The 15,357-nt window shown below is 72.9% G+C and carries 15 protein-coding genes; 13 read left to right on the top strand and 2 right to left on the bottom strand.

Annotation, left to right across the window (positions count from 1 at the left end; genetic code table 11):
* Positions 1 to 40: 40 nt before the first annotated feature.
* A complete protein-coding gene (locus tag S1361_RS18810) occupies positions 41 to 907 on the top strand; it encodes an NmrA/HSCARG family protein (protein ID WP_208032995.1) in 867 nt (288 codons plus the stop codon).
* Positions 908 to 1,286: 379 nt separating this feature from the next.
* Here S1361_RS18810 and S1361_RS18815 read toward each other — a convergent pair whose 3' ends face one another.
* On the bottom strand, positions 1,287 to 3,071 hold the full coding sequence (locus S1361_RS18815) for a bifunctional metallophosphatase/5'-nucleotidase (RefSeq protein WP_208032996.1): 1,785 nt from the start codon (positions 3,069 to 3,071) through the stop codon (positions 1,287 to 1,289).
* A 203-nt stretch (positions 3,072 to 3,274) separates the two neighbouring features.
* Between S1361_RS18815 and mshD the strand changes: the two genes are divergently transcribed.
* The 10 genes from mshD to S1361_RS18865 all read left to right on the top strand — a co-directional run bounded on the left by mshD (position 3,275) and on the right by S1361_RS18865 (position 13,081).
* A complete protein-coding gene (mshD, locus tag S1361_RS18820) occupies positions 3,275 to 4,201 on the top strand; it encodes a mycothiol synthase (protein ID WP_208032997.1) in 927 nt (308 codons plus the stop codon).
* Positions 4,202 to 4,301: 100 nt separating this feature from the next.
* On the top strand, positions 4,302 to 4,688 hold the full coding sequence (locus tag S1361_RS18825) for a GntR family transcriptional regulator (protein ID WP_208032998.1): 387 nt from the start codon (positions 4,302 to 4,304) through the stop codon (positions 4,686 to 4,688).
* Entirely contained in the window at positions 4,685 to 5,605 is a 921-nt protein-coding gene (locus S1361_RS18830; RefSeq protein WP_208032999.1) for an ABC transporter ATP-binding protein, read from the top strand. The genes S1361_RS18825 and S1361_RS18830 overlap by 4 nt, the downstream gene beginning before the upstream one ends.
* Positions 5,602 to 6,627, top strand: a complete 1,026-nt coding sequence (locus S1361_RS18835; protein ID WP_208033000.1) for an ABC transporter permease — start codon at positions 5,602 to 5,604, stop codon at positions 6,625 to 6,627. The genes S1361_RS18830 and S1361_RS18835 overlap by 4 nt, the downstream gene beginning before the upstream one ends.
* Complete coding sequence (locus S1361_RS18840; RefSeq protein ID WP_208033001.1) at positions 6,624 to 7,487, top strand: hypothetical protein; 864 nt, start codon at positions 6,624 to 6,626, stop codon at positions 7,485 to 7,487. The genes S1361_RS18835 and S1361_RS18840 overlap by 4 nt, the downstream gene beginning before the upstream one ends.
* 138 nt (positions 7,488 to 7,625) lie before the next feature.
* Positions 7,626 to 10,055, top strand: coding sequence for an RNA degradosome polyphosphate kinase (locus S1361_RS18845; RefSeq protein ID WP_208033002.1), 2,430 nt, complete (start codon positions 7,626 to 7,628; stop codon positions 10,053 to 10,055).
* On the top strand, positions 10,036 to 11,181 hold the full coding sequence (locus tag S1361_RS18850; RefSeq protein WP_208033003.1) for a CHAD domain-containing protein: 1,146 nt from the start codon (positions 10,036 to 10,038) through the stop codon (positions 11,179 to 11,181). Before S1361_RS18845 ends, S1361_RS18850 begins: the two co-directional genes overlap by 20 nt.
* Positions 11,178 to 11,591 (top strand): NUDIX hydrolase, encoded by a 414-nt coding sequence (locus tag S1361_RS18855; protein WP_208033004.1) that lies wholly within the window; start codon positions 11,178 to 11,180, stop codon positions 11,589 to 11,591. Before S1361_RS18850 ends, S1361_RS18855 begins: the two co-directional genes overlap by 4 nt.
* 350 nt (positions 11,592 to 11,941) lie before the next feature.
* A complete protein-coding gene (locus S1361_RS18860) occupies positions 11,942 to 12,802 on the top strand; it encodes an SCO4651 family lipoprotein (protein WP_208033005.1) in 861 nt (286 codons plus the stop codon).
* A gap of 108 nt (positions 12,803 to 12,910) precedes the next feature.
* Entirely contained in the window at positions 12,911 to 13,081 is a 171-nt protein-coding gene (locus tag S1361_RS18865) for a hypothetical protein (protein ID WP_208033006.1), read from the top strand.
* A 44-nt stretch (positions 13,082 to 13,125) separates the two neighbouring features.
* Here the strand turns inward: S1361_RS18865 and S1361_RS18870 are convergent, their stop codons facing one another.
* Positions 13,126 to 13,434, bottom strand: a complete 309-nt coding sequence (locus S1361_RS18870) for a metal-sensitive transcriptional regulator (RefSeq protein WP_208033007.1) — start codon at positions 13,432 to 13,434, stop codon at positions 13,126 to 13,128.
* A 218-nt stretch (positions 13,435 to 13,652) separates the two neighbouring features.
* Here S1361_RS18870 and S1361_RS18875 point away from each other — a divergent pair, with 218 nt between their 5' ends.
* Together S1361_RS18875 and S1361_RS18880 are read left to right on the top strand one after the other, a co-directional pair.
* Positions 13,653 to 14,273: a DUF47 domain-containing protein gene (locus S1361_RS18875; protein ID WP_208033008.1), complete on the top strand. Its 621-nt coding sequence runs from the start codon at positions 13,653 to 13,655 to the stop codon at positions 14,271 to 14,273.
* Positions 14,274 to 14,280: 7 nt separating this feature from the next.
* Positions 14,281 to 15,279 (top strand): inorganic phosphate transporter, encoded by a 999-nt coding sequence (locus S1361_RS18880; RefSeq protein ID WP_208033009.1) that lies wholly within the window; start codon positions 14,281 to 14,283, stop codon positions 15,277 to 15,279.
* The last annotated feature ends 78 nt before the right edge of the window (positions 15,280 to 15,357 follow it).

Genomic DNA, 15,357 nt, shown 5'->3' on the forward strand with positions numbered 1-15,357 from the left:
AATGCGTCACACAGCAATGCTATCGACCCGGGGGAGAACCATGCTCACCATCGCCGTCACCGGCGCCACCGGCGCCCAGGGCGGGGCCACCGCCCGCGCCGCCCTGGCCGCCGGCCACCGCGTCCGCGCCCTGGCCCGCCGCCCCGACGCACCCGCCGCCACGGCCCTGCGCGACCTGGGCGCCGAGGTCCGGCACGCCGACTTCGACGACCCCGCCTCCCTCGGCACCGCGCTGGCCGGCGCCGACGCGCTCTTCGCGGTGACCACCCCGTTCGGCACCGGCACCGCCACGGAGATCCGGCAGGGCACGGCCCTGGTGGACGCGGCGGCCGGTGCCCGGCTCGGCCATGTCGTCCTCACCTCGGCCGCCCACGCCGACCGCGGCACCGGCATCCCGCACTACGAGAGCAAGTGGGCGGTCGAACAGCACCTGCGCGCCTCCGGCCTGCCCTGGACCGTGATCGCCCCGGCCGCGTTCATGGACAACTACGCGAGCGGCTGGACCCTCGACGGGCTGCGCACCGGCGTCTTCGCCTGGCCCATGCCGGCCGGCCGGCCGCTCACCCTCGTCCCCGCCGCCGACATCGGTGCGTTCGCCGCGCTGGTTCTCGGGCGCCGGGACGACTTCGCGGGCCACCGCATCGACATCGCCTCCGACGCACTGACCCCCGCGCAGATCGCGGCCGCCCTCACCACCGCCCTGGGCCGCCCGGTCACCCACCAGGAGGTGCCCCTCGCCCGGGTCCGCGCCCATTCGGCCGATCTCGCGGCGATGTTCGCCTACTTCACCGACGCCGGTCTCGACGTCGACGTGGCCGGCCTGCGCCGCGCCCACCCGGAGGTCGGCTGGCACACCTTCACGCAATGGGCGCACGGCCAGGACTGGGAGGCGCTGCTGGGCGAGTAGCCACCCGGAGTCGCGGCAACCTTCCCGCACCCCGCGGCAACTGCGGTCCAGCACCCCATCCGGACACCGACTGGAGTCGCCACGGCGAGGAAGCCCGACGGGCCGGGCACGTACGGCACCGGCGGCAGCGCCACCGTCGCCGTGGAGGCCGACGACTTCCAGGCCCGCAACCTCAGCATCTCCGACGACTTCGGCGAGGGCGCCCACCAGCTGGACGGACATGAGCGGCTTCTCCTGGAAGGACAACCGCTTCGCCGAGGTACGGGAACACCCGCGCGGGCTCCGGCACGGCGAGCGGCGACCGCCCCCGGCTGACCGACGGAAGGCGGTGCCAGGGGGTGTGCGGGTGCGACCGGCGTACCCGCACACCCCGCGTGTGCTACTGCACGACCGTGATCCGGCCCGTCTTCGGCGGGGCGATCGGGGACGCGGCCGACGAGTTGGCCGTCAGGTACTTCTCCAGGGCGGACAGGTCGTCCGTGCCGACCAGGTCGCCCGTGCCCTGGCCGAGGGTCGGGAAGCCGTCGCCGCCGCCCGCGAGGAAGCTGTTGGTGGCGACCCGGTAGGTGGCCGCGGGGTCGACCGGGGCGCCGTTCAGGCGGATGGAGTCGGTGACCACGCGGTCCGCGCCGGACTTGGTGAGGTCCAGGGTGTAGGTGAGCCCGGCGGACGGCTGGAGGATCTTCGGGGCCGCCGTGTTGACGCCGCTCACCTGCTCCTTGAGCACCTGGATCAGCTGGGCGCCGGTGAAGTCCTGGAGGTTCACGGTGTTGGCGAACGGCTGCACCGTGAAGCCCTCGGCGTAGGTGACCACGCCGTCGCCCTCGGCGCCCTTGGCCGCGTAGGTGAGGCCGGCGCGGACCCCGCCGGGGTTCATCAGGGCCAGGCTCGTCCGCGGGTCCAGTTCGCGGCCGTAGGCGAGCTGCGCGTCGGCGATGAGGTCGCCCATCGGGGACTCGGTGCCGGTGTTGCCGATGTCGGCGGAGATGTAGCCGATGGGGCGGTTGCCGATCGGGGCGGCCAGGGTGTTCCAGCGCGAGATCAGGTCGGTCATGTCCGGCGCCTTGGGGACGTCCCGGGTGACCACGTGGTTAGCGGACTTCACCGCCGTACGCGCGATGTCACCGGTGCGGCGGTCGTACGTCAGCGTGGTGTCGGTGTAGAGACGGCCGAAGGAGGCCGCCGAGGTCACCATGCGGGGGCGGCCCGACGGGTCGGGGACCGTGCAGACGTACGCCTGGTGGGTGTGGCCGGTGACCAGGGCGTCCACCGCCGGGGTCACGTTCTTGGCGATGTCCACGATCGGGCCGGAGATGCCGCTGCCGGCGCCCGGGGAGTCGCAGTCGTAGTTGTAGGAGCCGGAGGCCGGGTAGCCGCCCTCGTGGATCAGGGCCACGATCGACTGCACGCCCTGGCGCTGGAGCACCTTGGCGTACTTGTTGATGGTCTCGGCCTCGTCCTTGAAGCTCAGGCCCTTGACGCCGTCGGCGGAGACGATGCCCGGGGTGCCCTCCAGCGTGACCCCGATGAAGCCGATCCTGACGTCCTTCTTCTTCCAGACCCAGTACGGCTTCAGGATCGGCTTGCCGGTCTTGTCGTCCTGGACGTTCGCGGCCAGGTACGGGAAGTCGGCGCCCTCGAACTCCTGGTCCGTGTAGCAGCCGTCCTTCGGGTGGCAGCCGCCGTTCTGCAGGCGGGCCAGCTCCTTCGCGCCCTCGTCGAACTCGTGGTTGCCGACCGAGGTGACGTCCAGGTCCAGCTTGTTCAGCGCCTCGACGGTGGGCTCGTCGTGGAAGAGGCCCGACAGCAGCGGAGAGGCGCCGACCAGGTCGCCGCCCGCCGCGGTGATCGAGTACGGGTGGCCCTGGCGGGCCTGGCGGAGGTGGGTCGCGAGGTACTCGACGCCGCCCGCGTCGATCGTCTTCGTCGTGCCGTCCGGCTGGAGTTCGGTGACCCGGCCGGAGGACCCCGACGGGGGCTCCAGGTTGCCGTGCAGGTCGTTGAAGGAGAGCAGCTGGACGTCCTGGTAGCGGCCCGGCCGGTGGTGGCTCTCGTGCGCGTCCGCCGGGAGGGCGGCGGTCAGGGCGCCCGCCGTGGCGAGGACGGCTGCGCTCGCGAGGAGGGCGTGGGTACGACGTCTGGTGCGCCGGGGCGCGGCTGGCATGGGACCCCCCTGTGGGTCGGCTGTGGTGGCTCGGCGCAGCCTAAGGTCAACGCGCGTAGCACGACAGGGGGTTCGTGGTTACATCCTGGTTTCCCTTTGCCGGCGGCCCGGGTGTTCCGTCACCGGCTGCCCGGGTTTCCTTGCCCGTTCCGTGCGGCCGGTGCGCCGGGACTTCGCCCCGGCCGCCCCGTACTCTCGTACGCATGAGCAGCGACGACTCCGTACGGGGCTTTCCCGCCCGCTCCATCGAGACCACTGCGGCGCTCACCCCGGACCGGGCCGAGGCCGTCCTGAGCCTGATCGGCGAGGCCGCCCGGGTGGACGGGCAGCAGCCGGTGTCCGAGCAGGGCCGGCTGCAGCTGCGCGGCGGGGCCCGGGAGGGCGTCTCGCATCTGCTGCTGGCCGTCGACGGCGAACTCGTCGGCTACGCCCAGTTGGAGGACACCGACCCGGTGGAGGCGCCGGCCGCCGAACTGGTCGTGCACCCCGGGCACCGCGGGCACGGGCACGGGCGGGCGCTGGGCGCGGCCCTGCTCGCCGCCTCCGGCAAGCGGCTGCGGGTGTGGGCGCACGGCGGCCACCCGGCCGCCCGGCATCTCGCCCAGGTGCTCGGTCTGACCCTGTTCCGTGAACTGCGCCAGATGCGGCTGCCGTTGGCCGGTCTGGAGCTGCCCGAGCCGACGCTGCCGGAGGGCGTGACGGTCCGCACCTTCGTGCCCGGCAAGGACGACGCGGCCTGGCTCGAGGTGAACGCCGCCGCCTTCGCCCACCACCCCGAACAGGGCTCGCTGACCCGGCGCGACCTGGACGACCGCAAGGCCCAGCCGTGGTTCGACCCGGCCGGGTTCTTCCTCGCCGAGCGGCGCGGCGAGCTGATCGGCTTCCACTGGACCAAGGTGCACGCGGAGGAGGGACTCGGCGAGGTGTACGTCCTCGGGGTGCGGCCCGGCGAGCAGGGCGGCGGTCTCGGCAAGGCCCTCACCGCCGTCGGCCTGCGCCACCTGGCCGCCCAGCAGGTGCCGACCGCCATGCTCTACGTCGACGCCGACAACAAGGCGGCGGTGTCGGTCTACGAGCGTCTGGGCTTCACGGTCCACGAGACGGACCTGATGTACCGCACCGAAACCTGACATCTCCCCCACTCGCGGGAGCACGAGGGGCGGTCGCCTTGACGGCCGCCCCTCTTTTGCACCACCCTTTCACTACTCAATTAGTGAAAGGGTGGACCCGATGGTCGAGTACCGCATCGACCGGCACAGCGGCGTGGCCACCTATGTGCAGATCGTCCAGCAGACGAAGCAGGCCCTGCGCATGGGCCTGCTGCGGCCGGGCGACCGGCTGCCCACCGCGCGCGAGGTCGTGGAGGCCACCGCCATCAACCCCAACACCGTCCTGAAGGCCTACCGCGAGCTGGAACGCGAGGGCCTGGTGGAGGCCCGCCGCGGCCTCGGCACCTTCGTCCGGCGGTCCCTCGGCACCGCCCCCGCGGACTCCCCGCTGCGCACGGAACTGGAGGCCTGGGCGGACCGCGCCCGCGCCGCCGGGCTGGAGCGCGAGGACGTGGCCGCACTCTTCACTGCCGTACTCGACAAGCACTTCCAGGGAGACCCGACATGAGCAGTGACACGGCGTTGAGGGCCGACGCTCTGGGGAAACGGTTCGGCCTCCGGGGCGGCTGGGCCCTGCGGGACTGCTCGTTCCGGCTGCCCGCCGGGCGCGTGTGCGCGGTCGTCGGCCCCAACGGCGCCGGCAAGTCCACCCTGCTTGCCCTGGCCGCCGGGCTCACCGCCCCCACCGAGGGCAGCGTGACCGTCCTCGGCACCACCCCGGGCGCCGCCCGCCCCCGGGTCGGCTACACAGCCCAGGACAAGCCGCTGTACCCGCAGCTCACCATCGCCGAGACCCTGCGCATGGGCGCCGACCTCAACCCCGGGCGCTGGGACGCCGCCGGCGCCGAGCAGGTCGTCGCGGGCGGCGACCTCGACCCCCGGGCCCGCGTCCGCTCCCTCTCCGGCGGGCAGCGCACCCGGGTCGCGCTCGCCCTCGCCCTCGGCAAGCGGCCCGATCTGCTGCTCCTGGACGAGCCGATGGCCGACCTCGACCCGCTGGCGCGGCACGAGCTGATGGGCACGCTGATGGGGCAGGCCGCCCGGTACGGCACCACCATCGTGATGTCCTCGCACGTCGTCGCCGAGCTGGAGGACTCCTGCGACCACCTGCTGCTCGTCGGCGGCGGCCGGATCCGGCTGGCCGGGGAGATCGACGACCTGCTCGCCGCCCACCTGCGGGTGACCGGCGCAGGCGAACCGGCCCGGCTGGAGGCGCACACCGTGATCGAGTCCCGGGTCACCGGCCGTCAGCTCACCGCGCTGATCCGCCCGGCCGGACCGCTCACCGGCGACTGGCGCACCGCCACGCCCTCCCTGGAGGAACTGGTCCTCGCCCACCTGCGCAACCCCGGCGCCCCCGCACCGACCCCGGACCAGAACGCCGAGACCGCCCGGAACGCCGAGAACGAGGAGCACGTCGCGTGACCGCCGCCCTGGGCGTCACCGCCCCGGCCACCCCCGCCCCGCGCCAGATCCGCTGGCTGCTGCGCCTGCACCGCCCCGCCCTGTGCGCCTGGGCCGTCCTCGTCGCCGGCCTGGCCGGCGCGCTGCTGTGGCTGTGGGGCCCGCTCACCGAGGCCGCCGCGGCGGCCTGGCACGACTACGACACCACCTGCGCGCGCGGCGGCCCGTGCCGGTACGACCAGGACGCCATCCTGCGCTACAAGGACGTGTACCAGTACACGACCACCGCCCTCCTCCTGATCCCGTTCCTGACAGCCGCCTGGGCGGGCGCCTCCCTGACCGGCCGCGAGGTGGAGACGGGCACGGCACGCCTCGCCTGGACCCAGGGCGTCACCCCGCTCCGCTGGCTCGCCGCCCGGCTCGCGGTCCCGGCCGTCCTGGTCACCGCCGGCACCGGTCTCCTGGGGATGCTGCACCATGTGGCCTGGTCGGCGGGGCACGGCCGGATCGACACCGCCAAGCCCTGGGAGGACGTGCCCACCTTCTACTCGGGCGGCCCGCTGATCGCCGGTCTCGCGCTGGCCGGCCTGCTCCTCGGCGCCCTAGTCGGGCTTCTCGTGGGCCGCTCGCTGGTCGCGCTGTGCGTCTCCGCGCTCTCCGTGGCGGCGCTGTGGATCGCCGTCCACATCAGCCTGCCCCACCTGTGGCCGGTCTCCACCAGCGTCAGCGGGCGCCGGGGCTTCCCGTCGTACTCGGGCATCAAGGTCGAGGAGGGCATCGTCACCTCGACCGGCGCCCACCAGCCCGTCTCCTCCTGCACCGTCGACCTCAGTCCGGCCTGCCGCGCCCTCAACGACCACCGCGGCACCGCCGGCTTCTACATCGACTACCACCCCTACTCCCACCGCTGGCCCCTCCAGCTGGCCACGACCGGCATGCTCCTCGCCGTCGCCGCCCTGCTGGTCCTCGCCGCGCTGCGGCTGCTGCACCGCCGGACCACGGCGGGCGGCACCGGCGCCGGCCGCGAGGGGCGTGCCGCATGAGCGCCACCGCGCCGGTCCTGCACCGCACCGTGCTGCGGCTGCACCGCACCGCCCTGGCCTGCTGGGCCCTGTTCGTCACGGCCGTGCTCGGCTGGCTGGGGTGGCTGGGCGGGGTCAGCGCCCCGCACCTCCGACACCTGGAGGCGACCTGCGACCCCGTGCGCGACCTGTGCAACATCCCCTATCTCGGCTGGGTCTACGGCGAACGCCTCGGCTACGTCGCCTCGCTGATCGGCTACGGCTTCCTCGCCGTCGCCGCCTACGTCGGCGGCGCGCTGATCGGCCGCGAGATGGAGACCGGCACGGCACAGCTGGCCTGGACGCAGGGGGTGACGCCCACCCGCTGGCTGGCCGCCAAGCTCGCCGTGCCCGCGCTGGCGCTCACGGCCGGCGACGGCGTCCTGGTGGCCGCCTTCCGCTGGGGCTGGGCGCCCCACCGCGACCTGCGCCTCGGTGACGACTGGTCCTTCGGCGGCATCTTCCTGGCCCGCGGCCCGGCCACACCGGCGTACGCCCTGTGCGCCCTGGCGGTCGGCGCGCTCACCGCGCTCTGGCTGCGCCGCGCGCTGCCCACGCTGGCCGTGTCCCTGGGGGCGACGGGGGTGCTCCACCTCGTCCTGGCCCACGTCCGCCCGTACCTGTGGCCGACGCTCACCCGGACCGAGCCGCACGCGTTCGAGCTGGACAACAGCGCCTGGGAGGTGGAACGGGGCACGACCGCCGGCGGCGACCACTACGCCACCTACCACCCGCCGTCCCATTTCTGGCCGCTGCACCTGATGGAGACCGGCATCGTGCTGGCCACCGCCGCGCTCGCCACCGCCTGCGCCTTCGCGCTGGTGCGCCGCCGCACGGCCTGACCCCTGCCGCCGTTCGCCCCTCCACGGGGGGAGGGACGAACGGCGGCGGCGCCCCGGACGCCCGTGAGCCGCCCCGCCATATCCCGCACGTCATGTCACCGTAACCATTGATTCAGCCGGGCTTGCGACGCTCGGCGAATGAAGCCCGCCGTGCCAGAGCCTTCGCCGCCCCCCGAGGGGCCCGCGGGGAACGGGGCCGTGACGCTCCCGCCCGCACGATCCGACGCGCCTGTGTCGCCCGTCGCGCGGAAGAATGGGTTCATGAGGCAGCAAGACACCCAGGCAGACGCACAGGCAGACGTCCACCCGTCACCGGCCACCGCCCCCGGCACAGGCGCTGCCGGCCGCGGCGACAGCCCGCACCCCCAGCCCTCCGTGGGCTCCCTCGCCGCGCACCGCCAGCGCGCCGTGGCCGCCGCCGTGTCCGACCTGGAACCCGACATCGACGCGGATCTCGACGCGTACCAGGAGGAGGCCCGGGCCGAGGGCGCCCCCCTGCCCCAGGGCCGCTTCCTCGACCGGGAGCGCAGCTGGCTCGCCTTCAACGAGCGCGTCCTGGAGCTGGCCGAGGACCCGAACACCCCGCTGCTGGAGCGCGCGAACTTCCTGGCGATCTTCGCCAGCAACCTGGACGAGTTCTTCATGGTCCGGGTGGCCGGCCTGAAGCGCCGTATCGCCACCGGCGTCGCCACCCGCTCCGCCTCCGGGCTCCAGCCGCGCGAGGTCCTGGAGATGATCTGGGCCCGCTCCCGGGAGCTGATGGCCCGGCACGCCGCCTGCTACCACGAGGACGTCGCCCCCGCACTCGCCGACGAGGGCATCCACCTGGTCCGCTGGTCGGAGCTGACCGAGAAGGAGCAGGCCCGCCTCTTCACGCTCTTCCGGCACCAGATCTTCCCGGTGCTCACCCCGCTGGCCGTCGACCCCGCGCACCCCTTCCCGTACATCTCCGGCCTCTCCCTGAACCTGGCCGTCGTCGTGCGGAACCCGGTCAGCGGCCACAAGCACTTCGCCCGCGTGAAGGTGCCGCCGCTGCTGACCCGCTTCCTGGAGGCCTCCCCGGGCCGCTACGTCCCCATCGAGGACGTCATCGCCGCCCCCAACCACCTGGAAGAGCTGTTCCCGGGCATGGAGATCCTGGAGCACCACGCCTTCCGGATCACCCGCAACGAGGACCTGGAGGTCGAGGAGGACGACGCCGAGAACCTCCTCCAGGCCCTGGAGAAGGAACTCATGCGGCGCCGCTTCGGCCCGCCCGTGCGCCTGGAGGTCGAGGAGTCCATCGACCGCGAGGTGCTGGACCTGCTGGTCCGCGAGCTGAAGATCTCCGAGGCCGAGGTCTACCCGCTGCCCGGCCCGCTCGACCTCACCGGCCTCTTCCGCATCCACGGCCTCGACCGGCCGGAGCTGAAGTACCCGAAGTTCGTCGCCGGCACCCACCGCGACCTCGCCGAGGTCGAGTCGGCCTCCCCGCCCGACATCTTCGCGGCCCTGCGCGCCCGGGACGTGCTCCTGCACCACCCGTACGACAGCTTCTCCACCTCCGTGCAGGCCTTCCTGGAGCAGGCGGCGGCCGACCCCGACGTCCTCGCCATCAAGCAGACCCTGTACCGCACCTCCGGCGACTCCCCCATCGTCGACGCCCTCATCGACGCCGCCGAGTCCGGCAAGCAGGTCCTCGTCCTGGTCGAGATCAAGGCCCGCTTCGACGAGCACGCCAACATCAAGTGGGCGCGCAAGCTGGAGGAGGCCGGCTGTCACGTCGTCTACGGCCTGGTCGGCCTGAAGACGCACTGCAAGCTGTCCCTGGTGGTCCGCCAGGAGGGCGACACCCTGCGCCGCTACAGCCACGTCGGCACCGGCAACTACCACCCGAAGACCGCCCGCCTGTACGAGGACCTCGGCCTGCTCACCGCCGACCCGCAGGTCGGCGCGGACCTGTCCGACCTGTTCAACCGGCTGTCCGGCTACTCGCGCCGCGAGACCTACCGCCGCCTGCTGGTGGCCCCCAAGTCGCTGCGCGACGGCCTGGTCGCGCGGATCGACAAGGAGGTCCAGCACCACCGGGCGGGCCGTCCGGCCTTCGTCCGCATCAAGGTCAACTCGATGGTGGACGAGGCGGTCATCGACGCGCTCTACCGGGCCTCCCAGGCGGGCGTACCGGTCGACATCTGGGTGCGGGGCATCTGCGCCGTCCGCCCGGGCGTCACGGGCCTGTCGGAGAACATCCGGGTCCGCTCCATCCTCGGCCGTTTCCTGGAGCACTCCCGGGTCTTCGCCTTCGGCAACGGCGGCGAGCCCGAGGTGTGGATCGGCAGCGCCGACATGATGCACCGCAACCTCGACCGCCGGATAGAGGCCCTGGTCCGAGTGGTCGACCCCGGCCACCGCGCGGCCCTCAACCGGCTGCTGGACACCGGCATGTCCGACAGCACCGCCTCCTGGCACCTCGGCCCGGACGGCGAGTGGACCCGGCACGCGACCGACACGGACGGCCAGCCCCTGCGCAACGTCCAGGAGATGCTCATAGACGCCCGGAGGCGCCGGCGTGGCACAGCAACACCTTGACCCGACGGACCCCACGGCCGAGGCGGTGACCGGCGACGCCCTCGCGGACTATCTGCGCGCCCGGGCCACGGAGTTCCTCCGCGCCCTGCGCCTGCACCGGGAGGGCGGCGCGGAGGGGTCCGTCGACGCGGCCCGCGCGCTGCGCCGCTCGGCCCGCCGCATCAGCGGCAGCCTGCACACCTTCCGCCCCCTCCTCGACCCCGACTGGTCCGAGGAGATCCGCCCGGAACTGGCCTGGCTGTCGGGCACCCTGGGCCTGGAGCACGCGTACGAGGCACGCCTGGAGCGGCTGTTGCTGGCGCTGCACCGGTTGTCGGGTGCGACGGCCCTGCCCGCACAGGCCGTGGACGTCGCCGTGGCCGCGGGCAGCCGTGCCGCCCGGGTGGGCGGTGGGGGTGTCTCCGCGCGGGCGAAGCAGAGCGCGGGGGAGGCGCCGGCCGGCACCGGTGGCCCTGCCGACCGGACGGCGACGGCGGAACGCGGCAACCTCACCGTGGGCGCGGCCAAAGCGGGCGCCCTGCTGGAGCGCCAGCTCACCCTGGCCCGGACAAGGGCCCACTCCACCGCCCTGCAGGCACTCGGATCGAGCCGCTTCCACGCCGTGGCCGACAGGGTCGCCGTACTCGCCAGCGAAGTCCCCCTCACGCCCGCCGCGCCCACCACCGGCCTGTACCCCCTCGCCGCCGCGGCCCAGGAGCGCCTCACGGACGCCGTCGCCGCGCTCCCGCTGGTCACCGCCGGCCACCCCTACAACGCCGAGGCCCTGGTCCACGGCCTGTCCCCGGACCCGTCCCCGCATCCCCAGGACGGCCCCTGGCACCAGGTACGGCTGCTGCTGCGCCTGCACCGGTACGCCCGTGAGGTGCTGCTCGGCGCCCGCTCCGGCACGGACGTACGGCTGCTGACGGCGGGCCAGGCGCTGAACCGGCACCGCGACGCCTCGGAGGCGGCCGCGGCGGCGGCGCAGGCGGCCCGTACCCCCCGGATCACCCCGGCGACCGCCTACGCGCTCGGCGTGCTCCACGCCGACCAGCGGCACGAGGTGGAGGCGGCCCGTTTCGCGTTCCAGCAGGCCTGGCAGAAGCAGACCGTCAACGCACCCCTGAGCCAGGAGGAGGCGGTGTGAACGACACCGTGGTCCAGGCGGCCGGCTGCGTGCTGTGGCGCCGCTCCCCGGTCTCCGGCGACCTGGAGATCTGTCTGGTCCACCGGCCGAAGTACGACGACTGGTCCCACCCCAAGGGCAAGCTCCGACGGGGTGAGGACCCGCTCGCCGGCGCGCTGCGCGAGGTCGCGGAGGAGACCGGGTACACGGCCGAACCCGGCGGCGAGCTGCCGGCCGTGCACTACTCGACGGGCGGCCGCCCGAAGCGGGTGCGGTACTGGGCGGCCGAGGCGGTTTCCGGCCGCTTCACGCCGAACTCCGAGGTGGACCGCATCCTGTGGCTCGCCCCGGCCGCGGCCCGGTCCCGGCTCACCCAGCCCCGCGACTGCGACCTGGTGGACGTGCTGCTGCGGGCCCTGGAGCACCGGTGACGGCCGCCCGGGGCGGATGACCGCTACCGGCCCGCCGTGTGCCCCTCCGCGTCCGCTCGGGCCTGGCTGCGGGCCCGGCGGGCGGGGCCGCGCCAGCCGCATGTGCACCGGGCCACACAGAAACGGCCCTGCTCGTTCGTCGTCGTGAGGTGTTCCTGTCCCGGCCGGGCACGTTCCGGCCCGTCCTCCGGTACCGCGGTGACTGCCACGCCGAGAACGTTACCCAGCCGCGGACAGAGGGGTGCGTCCGGATCCGCGGCTCCCTGCGGCGCGTGACGGCGTCCGCTACCCGTCGTTAACCGGACGACGGGGGGCCGTGACGGAACACACCGGCTGGGGGTAGGCAGGCGATGGATCGGCGGCAGCACAGGCACGCGGGCAGGACGGCCGTCGCGGTGGGCATCCTCCTCGGCCTCGGAGCGGGCGCCACGGGCTGTTCCGGCAGCAGGGCCGCCGCCGAGGACGTCAAGGGCGCCGGCGACCCCGTCAGGGCCCTGTACCGGGCCGCCGACGCGCTGCGCGACGCGGGCACTTCCAAGGCCACCACCTCGATGGAGATGGCCACCGGCGGCACCCGGGTCACCATCCGCGGCAAGGGCGTCCACGACTACCGGCGCCGCCTCGGCCGGCTCATCGTGATGCTCCCCGAGGACCCCACCGGTGCCGCCGAGCACCGGCCCATCACCGAACTCCTCGCCCCGGGCGCCCTGTTCATGAAGAACCGGGGCGCGGGCGTGCCCGCCGACAAGTGGGTGCGGGTGGAGACGGCGACCCTGTCCGACGGCAATCTGGTCACCGGCGGCGCGACCGACCCGTACACGGCGGCCGAGGTGCTGCGCGGGGCCCGGGAGGCCGCCTTCGTCGGCCGGACGAAGGTCGCCGGCACGGCGGTACGGCACTACCGGGGCATCGCCGATCTCGGCCGCGCGTCCCGGTACGCCGCCGCCGGCGACCGGGCGGCACTGGCCGCGGCGGCGAAAGGGTTCGCCACGGCCCAGGTGCCGTTCGACGCCTACCTGGACGACCAGGGCCGCATCCGCAAGCTGCGGCAGCGGTTCAGCTTCGTCAACGGCCGCCAGAAGACCTCCGTGGAGGTCGCCTCGACGCTGCTGCTGTACGGCTTCGGCACACCCGCCGACGTACGGCTGCCGCCCGCGGCGGACATCTACGCGGGGCGGATCGCCGAGGAGGGCAGCGGTGGCGGCGCCTGAAACCGGCCAGTCACTAGTCCGGGACGCCACCCCGTAAGTAGCCCGTCCGTGCCATGCGCGGTGTGTAGAGCGCTGCCTACCCTAGGGAGCGGTGACGGCAGAGGAGAGGTGAGACGGGTGGCTCCGGTCGGCGGCACGGCGGTTCAGGACCACGTGGCCCTCGCCGAGATCGAGCTGTGCGGAGAGCTGATCATCGCGGCCTCGGCCGCCGAGGACCGGCTCAGCCTGGAGAGCATCGACGCGGTGCTGCGCGTGGCCGAGGAGCGAAATCCGGACTGAACCGGATCCGGGTCCCCGACCGGGACCCGCGCGATCCGGACGGCTCAGCTGCGCAGCAGGCGGCCGATCGCCTTCGTGGCCTCCTCCACCTTCGCGTCGATCTCGTCACCGCCCTTGAGAGCCGCGTCCGCGACGCAGTGCCGCAGGTGCTCCTCCAGCAGTTGCAGCGCGAAGGACTGCAGGGCCTTGGTGGAGGCGGAGACCTGCGTGAGTATGTCGATGCAGTACGTGTCCTCCTCCACCATCCGCTGCAGGCCGCGGATCTGCCCCTCGATCCGGCGCAGCCGCTTGAGGTGCTCGTCCTTCTGCTTGTGGTAGCCGTGCGTGGCGCCGGCCTCGGTCGTCGTCGTCATCGCGGGCCTCCGTCTCGGGACGAGCTCCGGACACAAAACGGTATACATACCCCTAGCGGGTATATCGTAACGAACTTTCCGGGGTAGAGGGCCCTTCGTCCGCCCCCGTGCCGACCACTCTGCCCGATGGGCGACACTGGGATGCGGCCCGATAGCCGTGGCCGGATGATGCGCCTAGCATCAGCCTGACCGAAACCGAAGCACCCCGAGGACCCCACGTGCGCTTTCGTCTGACCCCCAGGGAGACGAGCTTCTACGACATGTTCGCCGCGTCCGCGGACAACATCGTCACCGGCTCGAAACTCCTGATGGAACTGCTCGGGGCGGACTCCTCCGCCCGGGCCGAGATCGCAGAGCGTATGCGGGCCGCGGAACACGCAGGTGACGACGCCACGCACGCGATCTTCCACCAGCTGAACTCCTCGTTCATCACGCCGTTCGACCGCGAGGACATCTACTCCCTCGCCGGTTCCCTGGACGACATCATGGACTTCATGGAGGAGGCCGTCGACCTCGTCGTCCTCTACAACGTCGAGGAGCTGCCGAAGGGCGTCGAGCAGCAGATCGAGGTCCTGGCCCGGGCGGCCGAGCTGACGGCGGAGGCCATGCCGAACCTCCGCACCATGGACAACCTGACCGAGTACTGGATCGAGGTCAACCGGCTGGAGAACCAGGCCGACCAGATCCACCGCAAGCTGCTCGCCCACCTCTTCAACGGCAAGTACGACGCGATCGAGGTGCTGAAGCTCAAGCAGATCGTGGACGTCCTGGAAGAGGCGGCGGACGCTTTCGAGCACGTGGCGAACACGGTGGAGACCATCGCCGTCAAGGAGTCCTGAGGCGTCGATGGATATCCTCGCCCTGGTCGTGACCATCGCGGTCGCGCTCTTCTTCACGTACACGAACGGTTTCCACGACTCGGCGAACGCGATCGCGACGTCGGTGTCGACGCGGGCGCTGACCCCGCGGGCGGCTCTCGCCATGGCCGCCGTGATGAACCTGGCCGGTGCCTTCCTGGGCTCCGGGGTCGCCAAGACGGTCAGCGAGGGCCTCATCGAGACCCCGCGGGGCTCGACCGGCATGGGGATCCTCTTCGCGGCCCTGGTGGGCGCGATCGTCTGGAACCTGGTCACCTGGTACTTCGGCCTGCCGTCCTCCTCCTCGCACGCCCTGTTCGGCGGCATGGTGGGCGCGGCGCTGGCGGGCGGCACGACCGTGATCTGGCACGGGGTCGTCGACAAGGTCGTCATCCCGATGTTCGTGTCGCCGTTCGTGGGCCTGATCGTCGGCTACCTGGTCATGACGGCGATCCTGTGGCTCTTCCGCCGGGCCAACCCGCACAAGGCCAAGCGCGGCTTCCGGATCGCCCAGACGGTCTCCGCGGCCGGCATGGCACTGGGCCACGGTCTCCAGGACGCCCAGAAGACGATGGGTGTCGTCGTCATGGCACTGGTGATTTCCGGCCATCAGACGTACGGCGACCCGATCCCGGTCTGGGTGAAGATCATCTGCGCGGTGATGCTGTCCCTCGGCACCTACGCCGGCGGCTGGCGCATCATGCGCACCCTGGGCCGCAAGATCATCGAACTGGACCCCCCGCAGGGTTTCGCCGCCGAGACCACGGGCGCGTCGATCATGTTCACCACGGCGTTCCTCTTCAAGGCCCCCATCTCCACGACCCACGTCATCACCTCGGCCATCATGGGCGTCGGCGCCACCAAGCGCGTCAACGCCGTCCGCTGGGGCGTGGCCAAGAACATCGTCCTGGGCTGGTTCATCACGATGCCGGCGGCGGCCCTGGTGGCCGCCCTGGCCTTCGGAGTGGTCAACCTGGTGGCCCTGTAGCGGCCCCGCGGCCGGCAACGCAGTGGGCCCGCCCCCGGGAGCCGGGGGCGGGCCCTTTTGCGTCCTCGCGGTGGCACC

Source organism: Streptomyces cyanogenus, assembly GCF_017526105.1.
Classification (GTDB): Bacteria; Actinomycetota; Actinomycetes; order Streptomycetales; family Streptomycetaceae; genus Streptomyces; species Streptomyces cyanogenus.

Bases quoted from the DNA above. Each gene is read 5' to 3' on its own strand.
- S1361_RS18810 (WP_208032995.1), top strand. From the start codon at position 41: ATGCTCACCATCGCCGTCACCGGCGCCACCGGCGCCCAGGGCGGGGCC.
- S1361_RS18815 (WP_208032996.1), bottom strand. From the start codon at position 3,071: ATGCCAGCCGCGCCCCGGCGCACCAGACGTCGTACCCACGCCCTCCTC.
- mshD (WP_208032997.1), top strand. From the start codon at position 3,275: ATGAGCAGCGACGACTCCGTACGGGGCTTTCCCGCCCGCTCCATCGAG.
- S1361_RS18825 (WP_208032998.1), top strand. From the start codon at position 4,302: ATGGTCGAGTACCGCATCGACCGGCACAGCGGCGTGGCCACCTATGTG.
- S1361_RS18830 (WP_208032999.1), top strand. From the start codon at position 4,685: ATGAGCAGTGACACGGCGTTGAGGGCCGACGCTCTGGGGAAACGGTTC.
- S1361_RS18840 (WP_208033001.1), top strand. From the start codon at position 6,624: ATGAGCGCCACCGCGCCGGTCCTGCACCGCACCGTGCTGCGGCTGCAC.
- S1361_RS18845 (WP_208033002.1), top strand. From the start codon at position 7,626: ATGAAGCCCGCCGTGCCAGAGCCTTCGCCGCCCCCCGAGGGGCCCGCG.
- S1361_RS18860 (WP_208033005.1), top strand. From the start codon at position 11,942: ATGGATCGGCGGCAGCACAGGCACGCGGGCAGGACGGCCGTCGCGGTG.
- S1361_RS18870 (WP_208033007.1), bottom strand. From the start codon at position 13,434: ATGACGACGACGACCGAGGCCGGCGCCACGCACGGCTACCACAAGCAG.
- S1361_RS18880 (WP_208033009.1), top strand. From the start codon at position 14,281: ATGGATATCCTCGCCCTGGTCGTGACCATCGCGGTCGCGCTCTTCTTC.